This is a genomic window from Ruminococcus sp. 1001713B170207_170306_F1 (assembly GCF_015668065.1).
GTDB lineage: Bacteria > Bacillota > Clostridia > Lachnospirales > Lachnospiraceae > Blautia_A > Blautia_A faecis.
The window spans coordinates 1-17,122 of sequence record NZ_JADPEX010000046.1 but is presented as its reverse complement, the minus strand read 5'-3'; the positions used below and the strand labels follow the sequence as shown (position 1 = coordinate 17,122).

The following is a 17,122-nucleotide window of genomic DNA, read 5'->3' as shown; positions in this document are numbered from 1 at the left end:
ACAGAACGAAGAGCCAATGGCAAGTTAAGATGGGGAAAACCTCATTTTAACTTGTACTAAATCTTGACATAGTACCAGGTTTTACTTCGCGGTTTAAAAGAGATTTTGACCACGCTCATATTTTGTGCTACTATAAAGAGAGCGCGAAGCGGTTACATTACTGTTCCCGGAGTGAACAATAATGTAACCGGGTTTTGCTTTGAAACTGGTGTATGCAAGAGTTTTTTCCAATATGTTTTAAGAAAGACCAATAACAGATACAGTCCATATACGAGGAGGATAAAAATGGAACAGTATAAACAGGAATTTATTGAGTTTATGATTGATTGCAATGTATTGAAATTTGGAGATTTCGTAACCAAATCCGGAAGAAAGACTCCGTTTTTTGTAAACACAGGATTTTATCGTACAGGAGCTCAGTTAAGAAAATTAGGCCAGTATTATGCAAAAGCAATTGAAAGCAAATTCGGTCTGGATTTTGATGTGCTTTTTGGACCTGCATACAAGGGAATTCCGCTGACTGTTGCAGCGACAATGGCAATCAGCGAGGAGTATGGCAAGGATATCCGCTATTGCTCCAATCGTAAAGAGGTAAAGGATCATGGGGATAAGGGAATTCTTCTTGGAAGCCCGATTGAGGACGGAGATAAGGTTGTGATCATCGAGGATGTTACGACAGCCGGAACTTCTATTCAGGAGACGCTGCCGATCATCAAAGCCCAGGGTGATGTTTCTCCAATCGGTCTTGTGGTTTCTGTAGATCGTATGGAGCGCGGACAGGGTACCAAGAGCGCTTTAAAGGAGATTGAGGAGAAATATGGTCTTAAGACAACTGCTATTGTAACTATGGCAGAGGTGGTAGAGCATCTTTACAACAAAGAGTATAAAGGGAAAGTCATCATTGATGATACATTAAAAGCTGCTATTGATGCATACTATGAGCAGTACGGCGCAGAATAAGAGAATTCTATGCAGCATTAAAAATTCTGAAAGTGTGCTGCGGCAACTGGCGGCATAATGATAAAAGGAGGAAATGCTGATGAGTGAAAAGCTTTATAAAATCGTATCTGGCGTAGGTGCCGGAAGTATTGCACTTGGGATCATCACACTGGTGACAGGTGTGTCCACTGGTATTCTCATGATCGTGAATGGTGCCAGACTTCTGAAGGGCAAATCCGATATGATGATTTAAGGGGATTTTTTTGAAAAAGGAAACGAAGATTTTAATTCGCCGTATGGGAATCCTGCTGTTCGCCATCTATATAATCTTTCTTGTCTATTTTCTGTTCTTTTCAGAGGAATATGGCAGGGCGGCAGAGGCGCAACGGGTATACAGGTATAATCTGATTCCCTTTGTGGAAATCAGAAGGTTCTGGATATACCGGGAGCAGCTTGGCACATTTGCAGTATTTTCCAACATATTCGGAAATGTGATAGGCTTCCTGCCTTTCGGGTTTATCCTTCCTGTTATTTTCCGAAGAATGAACAGCGGTTTTCTCATCTGTGTATCAGGATTTATATTAAGTCTGACTGTGGAAGTGATCCAGCTGGTTACGAAGGTTGGCTGTTTTGATGTGGATGATATGATTTTGAACACCCTGGGGGCAACCTTGGGGTATGTTCTTTTTTTCGTCTGTAATCATATTGTTACTGTTCACTGGTAACATTCCGCGAGGTGTTTTTTGTGAACAAAGTTCACAGAAAACCCGAGAGTTGCGGCGCGAAATTATGCAAAGCATGATTTCTGTGCATCGCGAAGCGTGTTACTGTGAACGAAGTGAACAGTAACATCATATTCGAAGGAAAGTCCTGGATAGCAGCCATGAATGAGCCATGCTTACCTAAGCAGATTTATGGATATTGTATGGCAGCAGCTGACTTTCATATTTTGACATGCCTGCGTGGGCAGACATGTCCATTTAGGAGAAAGTTCCATTATGGCAAGAAGATATAGATATTCATTTACAAAGAAAAAAGAAGCGAAAAAAGGGAAGCTGTCTGCCGGTCTGGCGGCAGCGTCCTTTTTGTTGTTTATAACGGCTGTTGTCCTGGCGTATCTTCTGGATGACAGCTTTGGGTTTCTGGTAGGAGGAGTGGGCTTATTTGCCACCCTTCTTTCCGTATACGGATTTATTATGGGACTGCTCAGCTTTTCTGAGGAGGGCAAAAGCCATAAAACCAGTATTATCGGTTCGATCAGTAATGGACTGTTTCTGATCGTGTGGATCGGAGTGTACCTGACCGGATTGTAGAGCACGGCGTATGTATTGTGGAAATCCGTTTGAAAGCAATAATAATTGATCAGACAGGGGAAGGGGAATATATATGGATGAACGTTTAAAAAAGCAATTGGACTTTATTCTGGAAGCAGATAAAGTGAAAAATATTATGCGTCAGACCTATCTGGCGGATGGAAAACGCAAGGAAAACGATGCAGAACATTCCTGGCACCTGGCACTTATGGCAGTACTTTTGAAAGAATATGCACCAGAGGAAGTTGATCTTTCCAAAGTCATTCCTATGGTACTGATTCACGATCTGGTAGAGATCGATGCAGGAGATACCTATGCTTATGATGCTGTTGGGGGAGCTACCCAGCATACAAGAGAAGAAGCTGCAGCACAGCGCATTTACGGCATTCTTCCGGAAGACCAGGGAAAATGGCTTTATGATCTTTGGGAAGAGTTCGAAGCTTATGAAACACCAGAGGCCAAATATGCGCACATGCTGGACAACAGTCAGCCACTTTTTCTGAACAATGCTACAGATGGAATCAGCTGGGTAGAGCATGGCGTGAAGAAAAGTCAGATTTACACACGAAACCGCCGTACTGGTGAGGGAGCACCAAAAATCTGGGAATATATGCAGGAATTGATTGATCAGCATGTAGAAAAAGGACATGTGATCGACGATATGTCCAAAAAAGAATAAGAAGTGTGCTGATCGCGGAAACAATTATTCAAACAGGCGCTGTCGGTGCCGTGATGGATAGCTTCGTATAAAAAAATGAAAAGTGAGGGAAACGTGTGGACGAATTACTGATGGAACGTTATGCTCTTGCAAAAGAAAGAGTATGTGAGATCAAAGAGGAGAAAGCAGTACAGATGCCATATCTGGACTTTTTCCAGAAAACAGCTGCTTTTCTTGAAAAAAATGTGGAAATTATGGATGGCGTTGTATTTTTGGGAGAAGCCAGGGAACCAAGGAAACTTGCAGATGCGGCTGATTTATCTATAGATGAATGGAAAGAACTGAATCGTGATCTGTATGCAGATATCCTTCCGGAAAATTATAAAAACAGTTACGGAAATCCGGTTTATGCCTGTGAAAAGCTTGGGGAATACGGAAAAGACTTTTCTTTCCTGTATGCAGAGCTGCGTGGTATTGTGGTCTATGCCTTTGAAAAGAGGCTGTGGGACATAACTGTGCTTCTGGAGCTGTTTCTGGAAGTTTATGGCGCTTTTGCTCAGGAGGAGGTTCCTACAGAGGAAGAATTGAGGGGGATTTTAAATTCCTATGCAAATGATTACTGCCAGGATATGATAGAGTACCGCACTAGAGAGTGCGTGGACCCGGAGCTGGATTTTGCGGCAAAAATTATCATGAATTCTGATTTTTCAGACCTTCGTTACCTGTATCTGTTTGGAGAATGCATTACAGAGAATGAACTTGGAGTGGCTGCATTTCTTAACGGTCTTTCCCAGGAAGAAATCGATTCCTGCGCAAGAACTTATACGGAGGGCTACCGTTTGGGATTTGTAAATGGACACAAAGACCTGAGCAAAAAGAAAACAGTCAATATCCGCTACAACCTTGGTTTTGAACGTATGGTAAAAGCGGCAGTTCTTCAGTTTGAGGAGATGGGGCTGAAGCCAGTTATATATCGCTATCCGACCCATGCGGTAAACAGGCGCGGCTCTTATAGAATTGGCTATACAGGCGCTGTTGCAAACCCGCAGTTTGACTATGATCATCGACAGGACGGGGCACTTTTTCTGGATCAGGATTTTGTGCAGAAGCGCCTTCGTGCCCTGCAGACTTCCTATGAGAAATATAAGGAGCTGGCGTATGTTCACGCTGGTCCAGCCTGCATTGAGGTATTTGGGGAAGCTCCGTTTTCACCGGTGAGTGTAAAAGAGGCATGGCAGTTCAGTGATGCCCAGCAGAAGTTGGAAATTGAGATGCAAAATGAAGCTGGACAGATTACAAACCGCTACATTAAAGGTGATGAGAGAAGCTTTACCATTATTGCATATCCGGTTCCTGAGATCGGCGGTGATTATGAGGAGATTTTCCGCCAGATCGTGAAAATTAACACTCTGGATTACCAGCTTTACCAGAAAATCCAGCAGACCCTTATCGATACTCTGGATACCGCAGAATGGGTATCTGTAAAGGGAAAAGGAGCAAATGAAACAGATCTCAGGATACATCTGCACACTCTTACAGACCCGGCGAAGCAGTCCAATTTCGAGAACTGTGTAGCGGATGTAAATATTCCCGTTGGTGAAGTGTTTACTTCCCCGGTCCTTTCCAGAACAGACGGTCTTCTTCATGTAAGCCAGGTATATCTGGAAGGTCTTCAGTTCCGTGATCTGAAGCTTGAATTTAAAGATGGAAAAATTACATCCTATTCCTGCGGGAATTTTGAAAATGAAGAAGAGAATAAAAAATATATTGAGGATAATATCCTGTTCCATCATCCAACACTTCCAATGGGTGAATTTGCAATCGGAACGAATACTACGGCTTATGTAGCTGCGAAGAAATACAACATTGCAGATAAGCTGCCTATTCTGATCGCAGAAAAAATGGGACCTCATTTTGCAGTAGGTGATACCTGTTACAGCTGGTCTGAGGATACTGCCGTGTACAATCCGGATGGAAAAGAGATCATTGCAAGAGATAATGAAATCTCCATTTTGAGAAAAGAAGATATAAGCAAGGCGTACTTTGGCTGTCATACAGATATTACCATTCCTTATGATGAATTGGGAAGCATCTGTGTTCCTGGAAAGAATGGGGAGAAAATTTCGATTATTGAGGATGGCAGATTTGTGCTGGCCGGAACGGAAGAATTGAATAAACCTTTTGAGGAATAAAGGAAAGTTTAAAATCTAACAGCAAAATTAATTAGCCCTATAAAATTTTTCTTTGCCTCAATCGTATTGACAGAAAATGTTATTCTTAGTAGAATTTACGCGAATGGTAGTTCTAAATATAACTAAAAGAGGAGAATATTATGCCAAAAGTAGGAATTGTAATGGGCAGTGATTCAGATATGCCGGTAATGAGCAAGGCAGCAGACATTCTGGAGAAACTTGGGATTGATTACGAAATGCGTATCATCTCCGCACACAGAGAGCCGGACGTGTTCTTTGATTATGCGAAGACAGCTGAGGAAAAAGAATTTAAGGTCATCATTGCAGGTGCCGGTATGGCAGCACATTTACCAGGAATGTGCGCAGCGATTTTCCCGATGCCGGTTATCGGAATTCCTATGCACACTACATCACTTGGGGGAAGAGATTCCCTGTATTCCATCGTACAGATGCCATCCGGCATTCCGGTAGCAACTGTTGCAATTAACGGAGGGGCAAATGCTGGTCTTCTTGCAGCGAAGATTCTTGCAACATCCGATCCGGAGCTTCTTGCACGTCTGAAAGCCTACAGCCAGGAGCTGAAAGAGCAGGTCGAAGCCAAGGATGCGAAATTACAGGAAGTGGGACATAAGGCTTATACAAAATAGAATTATACAGCAGGGGCAGAATAACCTTTTCTGCTGATGCAGGTGAAGAATCCTGCGAGGCAGGATCTTTCTATGAAAAACATAATAAACACCATAATAGAAACCATAAAATTCTGGGAGGAAAAAGGCATGGATTACAAGAACGCGGGCGTTGATATTGAGGCAGGATACAAATCAGTAGAATTAATGAAACAGCATATTGCAAAGACTATGAGACCAGAAGTACTTGGAGGAATCGGCGGATTCTCAGGTGCTTTTTCCATGAATAGCTTCAAGGATATGGAAGAGCCTACACTGGTTTCCGGAACTGACGGAGTTGGAACCAAGCTGAAACTGGCATTTATTATGGACAAACATGACACTGTTGGAATCGATTGTGTGGCAATGTGTGTAAACGATATTGCATGTGCAGGCGGAGAACCTCTTTTCTTCCTGGACTACATTGCCTGTGGAAAGAACTATCCGGAGAAGATTGCTGAGATCGTAAAAGGTGTTGCAGAAGGCTGCAGCCAGTCAAGCGCAGCCCTCATCGGCGGCGAAACTGCTGAGATGCCAGGATTTTATCCGGTAGACGAGTATGACCTGGCTGGATTTGCAGTTGGTGTTGTTGATAAAAAAGACCTGATTACAGGAGAGAATTTAAATACCGGAGATGTGCTGATCGGAATGGCATCCTCAGGCGTACACAGCAATGGTTTTTCTCTTGTCCGCAAAGTGTTTGAGATGACAAAAGAGTCTCTGGACACATATTATGATGAACTTGGAACTACCCTTGGTGAGGCCCTGATCGCACCAACCAAGATTTATGTAAAAGCTCTTAAGAGCATTAAAGATGCAGGGGTTAAGATCCACGCATGCAGCCATATCACAGGCGGCGGTTTCTATGAGAATGTACCTCGTATGCTGAAAGAGGGCACAAGAGCCGTGATTGAGAAAGACAGTTATCCGGTGCTTCCGATCTTTAAGCTTCTTGCAAAGACTGGAGACATTGAAGAAAAGATGATGTACAACACCTACAACATGGGACTTGGTATGGTTCTGGCAGTTGATCCGGCTGATGTAGATAAGACTATGGAAGCAATTAAGGCAGCAGGTGAGACACCATACGTAGTAGGACGTATTGAAGCAGGAGAAAAGGGAGTGACATTATGCTAAAGGTTGCTGTCCTGGTATCAGGAGGCGGTACCAATCTCCAGGCAATTCTGGATGCCATTGATTCCGGCAGGATCACCAACGCGGAAGTTTCTCTTGTGATCAGCAATAATCCAAATGCTTACGCACTGGAAAGAGCGAAGAACCATGGTATAGAGGCTGTCTGTATTTCCCCTAAAGAATTTGAAAACCGTGAAGAATTTCATAAGGCACTTTTAAAGAAATTGCAGGAAAGCGGTGCAGAACTGATTGTTCTTGCAGGCTATCTGGTTGCAATTCCACCTATGATCGTGGAAGCATTTCCGAATAAGATCATCAACATCCATCCATCCCTGATCCCATCCTTTTGCGGCGTAGGATACTATGGACTTCATGTTCATGAAGCTGCCTTAAAAAGAGGCGTGAAAGTAACAGGTGCTACTGTTCATTTCGTGGATACAGGTACAGATACCGGCCCTATTATTTTGCAGAAAGCAGTAAAAATCGAGTCGGATGATACCCCACAGTCTCTTCAGAGAAGTGTAATGGAAAAGGCAGAGTGGAAGATCCTTCCGAAAGCAATTAATCTCATTGCCAATGGAAAGATTTCGGTAGAAGATCATATTGTGACTATCAGCGATTAAGGAGGAGATTATGAAAGTACTGATCGTAGGAAGCGGCGGAAGAGAGCATGCAATCGCATGGAGTGTATCCAGAAGCCCTAAGGCAGATAAGATTTACTGTGCACCGGGAAATGCAGGAATTGCAGAGTATGCAGAATGTGTGAACATTGGTGCTATGGAATTTGAAAAACTTGCTGATTTTGCTCAGGAAAATCAGATAGACCTTACCATCATCGGTATGGATGATCCGTTGGTAGGCGGTATAGTAGACGAGTTTGAATCCCGCGGTTTACGGGTATTCGGACCTCGTAAAAATGCAGCAATCCTGGAAGGCTCTAAGGCATTTTCCAAGGATCTGATGAAGAAATACAACATTCCGACAGCCGCATACGAGAATTTTGATGACCCGGAAAAGGCACTGGTTTATCTTCGCACCGAAGCAAAATTCCCTATCGTCCTCAAAGCAGACGGACTTGCTCTTGGAAAAGGTGTCCTGATCTGTCAGAATCTTCAGGAAGCAGAAGCTGGTGTGAAAGAGATCATGGAAGATAAGAAGTTTGGAAGCGCCGGAAATACCATGGTTATTGAGGAATTTATGACTGGTCGTGAAGTTTCCGTTCTTTCTTTTGTGGACGGAAAAACAATTAAAACCATGACCTCCGCGCAGGATCATAAGCGTGCAAAGGATGGTGACCAGGGCTTAAATACAGGCGGAATGGGAACCTTTTCTCCCAGTCCTTTCTACACAAAAGAGGTGGATGAGTTCTGCAGGAAATATGTATATCAGCCAACTGTGGATGCAATGGCTGCTGAAGGAAGAGAATTTAAAGGGATCATTTTCTTTGGTCTGATGCTGACTGCAGATGGTCCGAAGGTACTGGAATACAATGCCCGTTTCGGAGATCCGGAAGCACAGGTTGTTCTTCCGCGTATGAAAAACGACATTGTAGAAGTTATGGAAGCCTGCATTGATGGAACTCTGGATCAGATCAATCTTCAGTTTGAGGACAATGCCGCTGTTTGTGTAGTTCTCGCAAGTGACGGATATCCGGTGAAATATGAGAAAGAAATCCCGATGTATGGATTTGAGAATTTCAAGGATAAAGAGGGATATTACTGTTTCCATGCCGGAACCAAGTTTAAGGATGGACAGATCGTTACAAACGGCGGACGTGTTGTAGGAATCACAGCTACAGGCAGCAATCTGAAAGAGGCCAGAAAAAATGCCTATGCGGCAACAGAGTGGATCACTTTCGCAAATAAATATATGCGCCATGATATTGGAAAAGCAATTGACGAAGCATAATTAAGTGGTATAAAATAGGCAGGAGACAAGAGTGTTTCCTGTCTGTTTTTGGTTATGGAAGTCCTGACAGGATGAAAATACAAAAGTCAGAGAATTCTGTGTTGCAGAATTTATTTAGCAAAAGCATTAGGAGGAACCATTATGTACAATGTGAAGAAAGTAAACGAAGATTTATACTGGATCGGTGCAAGTGACAGAAGACTTGCCCTTTTTGAAAATATTTACCCGATTCCAAGAGGAGTTTCCTACAACTCTTATGTGATCCTGGATGAGCAGACCGTGCTTCTGGATACAGTTGACAAGTCTGTAAGCGGACAGTTTTTTGAAAATCTGGAGCATGTTCTTGGAAACAGACCTTTGGATTATATGATCGTAAACCATATGGAACCAGATCATTGTGCAATTGTGGAAGAGGTGGTAAGAAGATTCCCGGAAGTGAAGGTTGTGGGAAATGCCAAGACCTTTAACATGATGAAACAGTTCTTTACCTTTGACGTGGACGCCCATGCAGTTGTGATCAAAGAGGGAGATACCATCAGTACAGGTAAACATACCCTTGCGTTTGCCATGATCCCCATGGTTCACTGGCCGGAGGCAATGGTTACATACGATGCATATGACAAAGTGCTTTTTAGCGCAGATGCTTTTGGTACTTTTGGAGCGCTGAATGGAAATGTGTTTGCAGATGAAGTAAATTTTAAAGAAGAGTGGCTGGATGACGCTAGAAGATATCTGGTAAATATTGTTGGAAAATACGGCGGACCGGTTCAGAGTGCCCTGAAAAAGGCACTTACACTTGATATCGCCATGATCTGCCCCCTTCACGGTCCTATCTGGAGAGAGGATCTTGGATGGTTTATTGACAAATATCAGAAATGGAGCACTTATACACCTGAAGATCATAATGTTGTGGTTATGTATGCCTCCATTTATGGAAATACGGAGAATGCAGCTGATGTTCTGGCAGGCAGACTGGCAGATGCAGGGGAGAAGAATGTGAAGGTTTATGATGTTTCTGTAACAGATCCCTCCTATCTGGTAGCGGAAGCATTCCGCTGTGACAGAATCGTATTTGCCTGCCCGACTTATAATGCAGGACTTTTCCCGAAGATGGAAACCCTGCTTCATGAACTTGCTGCCCACAATCTGCAGAAGAGAAAAGTGGCAGTCCTGGAAAACGGTACCTGGGCGCCTACTGCAGGTAAGCAGATGAAAGAGATCCTTTCCGGTATGAAAGATATGGAAATCTATGAAGAGACGGTAACGGTAAAGTCTGCCCTGAAAGAAGACCATCTGGCACAGCTTGATAAGATTGTAGAATTTATGACAAAATAAGAGAAGGCTTGTCGGATCAGTGGATGCCAGGCGTGACAAGATATGCCGAAAATTGGGGCGTGCAGCATGAAGAAATGATTTTTGGGACACGTTCTAGTATGGAACGCGGTAAAATTGCATAAAAACACTGACGGTTAGACTTTACTTTTTTGCAATTTTGTTATAAAATAAAACCTATATTAGGTTTTTGTCGATATGTTTTGAAATCTGCCAGACAGGACAAGGTTCATAGAATTTTCGTATACGACAGCAGGAAACCAGGACTGAGAGGATAATGACATGGGAATCACTGAACAGGAAGCAATTAAGGAATTACAGACAAGAGACGAAATCTTTGTAGCGTATTCACAGGCTACGAAGCTTCCATATGTAATTTGCGATCAGGAGAGCTTTAATGATCAGGTGTGGGTATTTGCCACAGAAGAAGAGATTAAAGCATTTGGTAAGAAGAAATTAGAGGATAAGATTCTTCTTATGGGAATGAAATATGAGAAGAAAGACTACCCAAGATTCTACGGCACACTTTATGCAATCGGTGTAAACAGTGTAGTATGGGTTGATGGAGAGAATCAGATTGAGGTTGAACTTACCAGAATTGCCAGACAGGCAGATTTCAGCCAGCTTGAGCCGAAGAAGCAGCCACTTTTTAATTCCACTCTTCAGCTTTCCGGTATCTATTTTATGCAGGAGCTCCGTCGCCCGATTAAGAAAGAGGAGCGCACTGTGAACCTTCGTGAAATGGAAGAAGAGCTGATCGTGAACCTTAAGAAATCTGAATTCCTGGTAGCTATGGCTACTGATCCGGAAGACCCGACCAAGGTTAACATTCCATATCTTAAGAACAAACAGGGGGATATTCTTCAGCCGGCTTTTACAGATGTTATGGAATTTGATAAATTTGCAAGAGGCAAGAAGCTTCGGGCAGCCAAGGTTCCATTTGCCAAACTGCCAGGTCTCATTATCAACCAGGCGAAAGCATTTGTGATCAACCCGATGGGATTCAATTTGATCCTTGACAGAGTACAGCTTGGAAAGATTCTGGGTGTTGAGATCCCTCCGGCTGCAGCACCGGCTGAGAGTGCGCCTGCTGAGGCAGCAGCTCAGGAGACTAAGGCATCAGAGGGTGAAGTAAAGGCAGAAGAAGCACCGGCAGCTGAGACACCGGTTCAGTAGGAATAGGGAGCGCTGCCAGCTTTGCAGATGGCTTATATTTAGACGAAGTGATTATTACGAAAGACAGGAAGAGACCGGGGCAGTATGACTCCGGTCCCTTTGTTTTGTAATATTCACTGTTTTTTACAGGGAGGGATAAAATGGTAATAGAGATAGATTTCCAGAGTGACGAGGCACTTTATACCCAGCTGATGAATCAGATCATTATGGGAATTGCCACATCCCGGCTGCAGGAAGGAGATCCTCTTCCATCTGTCAGACAGCTTGCGGATACCATTGGAATTAATATGCATACAGTAAACAAGGCCTATTCCTTGTTACGCCAGGAAGGATTTGTCTCCATTGACAGAAGAAAAGGCGCGGTAATCTGCCTGGATGTGGATAAATTAAGGGCTATGGAGGAACTGAAGCAGAATTTGCGTGTTGCGCTGGCAAGAGGCTGCTGCAATAATGTGACCAGGGAAGAAGTGCATAGTCTTATAGATGAGATCCTGGATGAATATGAGAAATAAAAGCGAGATTGTTCGAGAAATCAACTTGTTTGTACACTAGCGTAAGGAGGAACAATTGATCAATGCGAAATAAATTTACGAAACAGGCTCAGACAGCCCTGACACTGGCAAAGGCAGCAGCCATTGACTTTGAACTGGGCTATATTGGTACAGAACATCTTTTGCTGGGACTTTTAAGTGAGACAGAAGGCACTGCCGGAAGAGTCCTGGAGGAATTTCAGGTAGATGGCAAGAAGCTGGTGGAACTGATCGACAAGCTGGTGACTCCGGCAGAAGTGGGAAATGTAACTGAGATTGAAATGAAGCCGGCATACAGTCCGAGAACAGAGAAGGTTCTGGAAAGTGCTGTGGCAGAGGCACAGAATTCTGGCTGTGAGAAGGCCGGAACGGAGCATTTGCTCCTTGCCATGCTCCGCGAGACGGACTGTGTTGGAACCAGGCTTTTATATACGATGGGAGTGAATATCCAGAAGCTTTATGCAGCAGTCCTTGGAGCCATGGGCTATGACAATGAGTCTATTCAGGAAGAGTTCCAGGCTGCCAAGGCCATGCAAAATCCCGGAGGCAGCCTGACACCGGCACTTGACCAGTACAGCCGTGATCTGACCCAGATGGCAGCAGAGGGCAAACTGGATCCTGTTGTGGGAAGGGAAAAGGAAATCAGCAGACTGATCCAGATCTTAAGCCGTAGAACCAAGAACAATCCATGTCTGGTAGGAGAACCTGGGGTAGGCAAGACTGCTATTGCAGAGGGGCTTGCCCAGAGGATTCTTGCAGGTAGTGTTCCGGAGACGATTAAAGACAAGCGACTGGTAGTGTTGGATCTGTCTGGAATGGTGGCTGGAAGCAAGTACAGAGGTGAATTTGAGGAGCGTATCCGTAAGGTTGTGGATGAAGTACGTGAGAATCAGGGGATTCTTCTGTTTATTGATGAGCTTCATACAATTATTGGAGCTGGCGGAGCAGAAGGAGCCCTTGACGCTTCCAATATTCTGAAGCCATCTCTTTCCCGTGGAGAATTGCAGATCATAGGTGCGACCACTCTGGAAGAGTACCGCAAATATATAGAGAAGGATGCTGCTCTGGAGCGACGCTTCCAGCCGGTCACCGTGGAAGAGCCTTCTGAAGAGGAGGCTTACAAGATCCTGAAAGGACTTCGCCCATACTATGAAAGACATCATAAAGTAGAAATATCAGATGAAGCTTTGGAAGCAGCAGTTAAAATGTCAGTACGTTATATTAACGACAGATTTCTTCCGGATAAAGCAATCGACCTGATTGATGAAGCTGCTTCTAAGGTACAGCTTTCCGGATATCAGGCTTCTTCCGAGATTGAGGATTTAAGCCGTGAGATTCAGGAAATCCTTCAGGAGAAAGAGCGTGCCATCAAAACTGGTTATTTAAGTCTTGCCAAAGAATGTCAGGAGAAACAGAAGGAAGCAGAAGCCAGACTTGAGCAGCTTCAAGTAAAAGAAGAAAAGAAGAATCAGAGAAAATCCGGAAAAGTGGACGAAAAAGCCGTAGCTTCCATTGTATCCGACTGGACCAAAATTCCGGTACAAAGATTGACAGAAGGAGAAACCAGACGCCTTGCTCAATTGGAAAAAGAACTTCACAAACGCGTGATTGGTCAGGAGGAAGCGGTTCGTGCTGTTTCTCAGGCTGTAAAACGTGGTCGTGTAGGATTGAAGGATCCGAACCGTCCAATTGGTTCTTTCCTGTTTCTGGGACCAACAGGCGTTGGAAAAACAGAACTTTCCAAGGCGCTGGCTCAGGCTGTATTTGGCAGCGAACAGGCTATGATTCGTGTAGACATGTCTGAATATATGGAGAAACATAGTGTTTCCAAGCTGATCGGTTCTCCGCCAGGATATGTGGGATATGATGAGGGCGGACAGCTCAGTGAAAAAGTACGCAGAAATCCATACAGTGTTATTCTTTTTGATGAGATCGAGAAAGCACATCCGGATGTGTTTAATATTTTGCTTCAGGTGCTGGATGACGGACATATTACAGATGCCCACGGAAGAAAAGTGGATTTTAAACAGACAATCATTATCATGACTTCCAATGCGGGCGCACAGGCAATCGTAGAACCGAAGCAGCTTGGGTTTATTTCCCAGAAAGATGAGAAAAAGGATTATGAAAAAATGAAATCCGGCGTTATGGAAGAAGTGCGCCGTCTTTTCAAACCAGAATTCCTGAATCGAATTGACGAGATTATGGTATTCCACACCCTGAATAAGGAGGAAATCCGTAAAATTGTACTTCTACTCCTGAAATCACTGGAAAAACGTTGTGAGGAACAGATGGATATTCATCTGAATGTGACGAATTCTGCAGTAGATTATATTGCGGAAGCCGGATTTGATGCTAAATACGGTGCAAGACCTCTTCGACGGGCCATTCAGTCCAAGATAGAAGACCGGCTGGCAAATGAGCTCCTGGAGGGCAAGATCAAGCGGGGAGACATCGTGCAGGTACAGTATAGAAATAAAGAAATTCGTTTTATAGTGAAGTAAGATCCTGTTTGAACAGTAACGTAATCTTCTAAAATTACTATAAATTTTATATAAGGTACTGGCAAAGAAAAAAGTTTTATTATATAATATGTACAACATCGGGAAACCGGTGAAAAGGATCTGGCAAGGAGAAATCCGCTGGAGAACATAACGAAAGAGTCTTAGGGAGGACAAGCATCATGGCAGTAGTAAAGGAACTGATCCGTACAGAGGAAAATGGTACCATCAGCTTTGGAGATTATGAGAAAAACCAGAAATCAAAGGTTTCAGACTATCCCCATCAGGGAGATATGTATAAAGTAAAAACATTCAAGGAGATCACCAAGCTGGAACGCAATGGTATGTTTGTTTATGAGTCCGTACCAGGTACCGCTGTATTTGATCTTGCACAGGATGGAAGTCAGATGAGTTTTCGTGTAGAAGGACCGGAGGATGCACAGATCACGGTTGAACTTGAGGCAGAAGCTCAGTATGAAGTATATCTTGACGGAGCAAGCACAGGCAAAATGGAGACCAACCTTGGCGGAAAGCTTTCTTTCAGCGTAGAGCTTGGAAATGGCTCAGCTGTTGATGTAAAAATTGTAAAATGCTAAAAAACAAAAAAATGGTATATTTTTGCCAGGAGTGCGGTTACGAATCCTCGAAATGGATGGGACAGTGCCCTGGATGTAAGGCCTGGAATTCTTTTGCGGAAGAACCTGTATCCACAGGGAAAAAGGCATCAAGAGGCGGTAAGTCCGTTTCCAGGCAGCAGTCTGAACCAGTGATTCTGAAGGAGATCAGTCTGAAAGAGGATGAACGTCAGACAACGAACATAGGGGAACTTGACAGAGTACTCGGGGGCGGCATTGTCCCCGGGTCTTTGGTTCTTGTGGGGGGAGATCCGGGTATTGGAAAATCCACCCTTCTTTTACAGGTGTGCCGGAATCTGGCAGAGAATGGAAGCTCTGTCCTTTACATTTCTGGAGAGGAATCCCTGCGTCAGATCAAGCTTCGTGCGAATCGTATCGGTACTTTCAACGAGAATCTTCAGCTTTTATGCGAGACCAATCTGGATACAGTGCGTGAAGTGATGGAGCGGAAGAAACCGGATGTAGCAATCATAGATTCCATCCAGACCATGTTTGACGAAGAAATCGGATCTGCGCCGGGAAGTGTTTCCCAGGTGAGAGAATCTACCAATGTACTGATGCAGATTGCAAAAGGATTTGGAATCACGATTTTCATCGTTGGTCATGTTACCAAGGAGGGGAACGTGGCTGGACCGAGAGTGTTGGAGCACATGGTAGACACAGTGCTCTATTTTGAAGGAGACAGACATGCCTCCTATCGAATCCTGCGTGCTGTAAAAAACCGGTTTGGTTCTACTAATGAGATTGGTGTATTTGAGATGCAGGGCTCAGGTCTTGAGGAGGTTTCCAACCCATCTGAATATCTTCTGGAGGGACGGCCTGAGAATGCATCTGGATGTGTAGTGGCCTGCTCTATGGAAGGAACACGTCCGATTCTGGTGGAAATCCAGGCGTTGGTTTGCGAGAGCAATTTTGGTATTCCCAGAAGAACCGCAGTGGGAACAGATTTTAACAGAGTGAATCTTCTGATGGCTGTATTGGAGAAGAAGGTGGGACTTCGCCTTGCTTCATCTGACGCCTACGTAAATATTGCCGGCGGTATGAAGATGACAGAACCGGCGATTGATCTTGGAATCTGTCTGGCAATTGCATCCAGCATGAAGGATATTGTAATTCCAGATAAATTGATGGCTTTTGGTGAAATCGGACTTAGTGGAGAAGTACGTGCCGTAAGTATGGCGGGGCAGAGAGTGCAGGAGGCGAAAAAGCTGGGATTTGACACTGTGATCCTGCCGGAAGTGTGCAGAAGCTCGGTGGAAAAAGCTGATGGGATTAAGCTGGTGTATGTGAGACAGATTCAGGAGGCGATTCGGTATATTATGAGTAAATAGGTTTTATGTTTACATTTGTAAAAATATATAGAAAAATAATACTTGAAAAAGTAAGCAATGATAACCTGTGAAAAAATATGGATTTTTTTGTAAAAAGTGCTTGACGATTCCTTGCGGCAGTGGTATAGTAAACAAGCTGTCACAAGGAATTGCTTCTAAAATACTGAAAAATAAAATAGTTTTCAGAAAATTTAAATTAACTGTTGACAAATGACTGAACTTATAATAAAGTAATCAAGTCGTTTGAACAGAACGACAGAAACAAACAACTTTAGACAGGATCTTGAAAATCTCAAAAACTTTTGAAAAAAGTGCTTGACAAGATTTGGAAGATATGATAAAGTAAACAAGCTGTCGCAAAGAGATGACAGACAAACAACCTTGATAACTAAACAGTGAAACACATACGATTCTCGAAAATTCTTAACGAATCATCATTCAAATGAATGAACTTTTTATAACAGTAATGACGAGAGATAACTAAGCTAGTTGGTTGTCTTGAGTGCATCAAACACTTTTACAGAGAGTTTGATCCTGGCTCAGGATGAACGCTGGCGGCGTGCTTAACACATGCAAGTCGAACGGGAAATACTTTATTGAAACTTCGGTCGATTTAATTTATTTCTAGTGGCGGACGGGTGAGTAACGCGTGGGTAACCTGCCTTATACCGGGGGATAACAGCCAGAAATGGCTGCTAATACCGCATAAGCGCACAGAACCGCATGGTTCCGTGTGAAAAACTCCGGTGGTATAAGATGGACCCGCGTTGGATTAGCTAGTTGGCAGGGCAGCGGCCTACCAAGGCGA

The 17,122-nt window shown here is 43.7% G+C and carries 16 protein-coding genes and 1 rRNA gene; all 17 read left to right on the top strand.

Annotated features, from left to right (window positions below; all coding sequences use genetic code 11):
- Positions 1 to 285 precede the first annotated feature (285 nt).
- Positions 286 to 960 carry an orotate phosphoribosyltransferase gene (pyrE, locus tag I4V84_RS18950; protein WP_118579037.1) on the top strand — a complete coding sequence of 225 codons (675 nt, stop codon included), beginning with the start codon at positions 286 to 288 and terminating at the stop codon, positions 958 to 960.
- 79 nt (positions 961 to 1,039) lie between these two features.
- The gene (locus tag I4V84_RS18945; RefSeq protein WP_173717277.1) at positions 1,040 to 1,192 is read left to right on the top strand and encodes a hypothetical protein; all 153 of its coding nucleotides are present in this window, start codon (positions 1,040 to 1,042) and stop codon (positions 1,190 to 1,192) included.
- A 10-nt stretch (positions 1,193 to 1,202) separates the two neighbouring features.
- Positions 1,203 to 1,664, top strand: coding sequence for a VanZ family protein (locus tag I4V84_RS18940; RefSeq protein ID WP_226815282.1), 462 nt, complete (start codon positions 1,203 to 1,205; stop codon positions 1,662 to 1,664).
- 273 nt (positions 1,665 to 1,937) lie between these two features.
- On the top strand, positions 1,938 to 2,252 hold the full coding sequence (locus I4V84_RS18935) for a DUF6142 family protein (protein ID WP_187566583.1): 315 nt from the start codon (positions 1,938 to 1,940) through the stop codon (positions 2,250 to 2,252).
- A gap of 73 nt (positions 2,253 to 2,325) precedes the next feature.
- Positions 2,326 to 2,931, top strand: coding sequence for an HD domain-containing protein (locus tag I4V84_RS18930; RefSeq protein WP_118579031.1), 606 nt, complete (start codon positions 2,326 to 2,328; stop codon positions 2,929 to 2,931).
- 95 nt (positions 2,932 to 3,026) lie between these two features.
- Positions 3,027 to 5,102, top strand: coding sequence for an aminopeptidase (locus I4V84_RS18925; RefSeq protein ID WP_347709070.1), 2,076 nt, complete (start codon positions 3,027 to 3,029; stop codon positions 5,100 to 5,102).
- A gap of 140 nt (positions 5,103 to 5,242) precedes the next feature.
- Entirely contained in the window at positions 5,243 to 5,749 is a 507-nt protein-coding gene (purE, locus tag I4V84_RS18920) for a 5-(carboxyamino)imidazole ribonucleotide mutase (protein WP_195993150.1), read from the top strand.
- Between the two features lie 129 nt (positions 5,750 to 5,878).
- A complete protein-coding gene (gene purM / locus I4V84_RS18915) occupies positions 5,879 to 6,904 on the top strand; it encodes a phosphoribosylformylglycinamidine cyclo-ligase (RefSeq protein WP_118579246.1) in 1,026 nt (341 codons plus the stop codon).
- Entirely contained in the window at positions 6,898 to 7,524 is a 627-nt protein-coding gene (purN, locus tag I4V84_RS18910) for a phosphoribosylglycinamide formyltransferase (protein WP_118579026.1), read from the top strand. Before purM ends, purN begins: the two co-directional genes overlap by 7 nt.
- A gap of 10 nt (positions 7,525 to 7,534) precedes the next feature.
- Positions 7,535 to 8,809, top strand: coding sequence for a phosphoribosylamine--glycine ligase (gene purD, locus I4V84_RS18905; protein WP_195993149.1), 1,275 nt, complete (start codon positions 7,535 to 7,537; stop codon positions 8,807 to 8,809).
- A 141-nt stretch (positions 8,810 to 8,950) separates the two neighbouring features.
- On the top strand, positions 8,951 to 10,144 hold the full coding sequence (locus tag I4V84_RS18900) for an FprA family A-type flavoprotein (RefSeq protein WP_195993148.1): 1,194 nt from the start codon (positions 8,951 to 8,953) through the stop codon (positions 10,142 to 10,144).
- A 279-nt stretch (positions 10,145 to 10,423) separates the two neighbouring features.
- The gene (locus tag I4V84_RS18895) at positions 10,424 to 11,317 is read left to right on the top strand and encodes an SseB family protein (protein WP_195477767.1); all 894 of its coding nucleotides are present in this window, start codon (positions 10,424 to 10,426) and stop codon (positions 11,315 to 11,317) included.
- Between the two features lie 140 nt (positions 11,318 to 11,457).
- Positions 11,458 to 11,829: a GntR family transcriptional regulator gene (locus I4V84_RS18890; protein WP_118579020.1), complete on the top strand. Its 372-nt coding sequence runs from the start codon at positions 11,458 to 11,460 to the stop codon at positions 11,827 to 11,829.
- 62 nt (positions 11,830 to 11,891) lie between these two features.
- Positions 11,892 to 14,351, top strand: a complete 2,460-nt coding sequence (locus I4V84_RS18885; RefSeq protein WP_195993147.1) for an ATP-dependent Clp protease ATP-binding subunit — start codon at positions 11,892 to 11,894, stop codon at positions 14,349 to 14,351.
- Between the two features lie 179 nt (positions 14,352 to 14,530).
- The gene (locus tag I4V84_RS18880; protein WP_148462737.1) at positions 14,531 to 14,944 is read left to right on the top strand and encodes an endosialidase; all 414 of its coding nucleotides are present in this window, start codon (positions 14,531 to 14,533) and stop codon (positions 14,942 to 14,944) included.
- Positions 14,938 to 16,314: a DNA repair protein RadA gene (gene radA, locus I4V84_RS18875; RefSeq protein WP_195993146.1), complete on the top strand. Its 1,377-nt coding sequence runs from the start codon at positions 14,938 to 14,940 to the stop codon at positions 16,312 to 16,314. The genes I4V84_RS18880 and radA overlap by 7 nt, the downstream gene beginning before the upstream one ends.
- A gap of 516 nt (positions 16,315 to 16,830) precedes the next feature.
- Positions 16,831 to 17,122 (top strand): 16S ribosomal RNA (locus I4V84_RS18870); the annotation flags it as partial.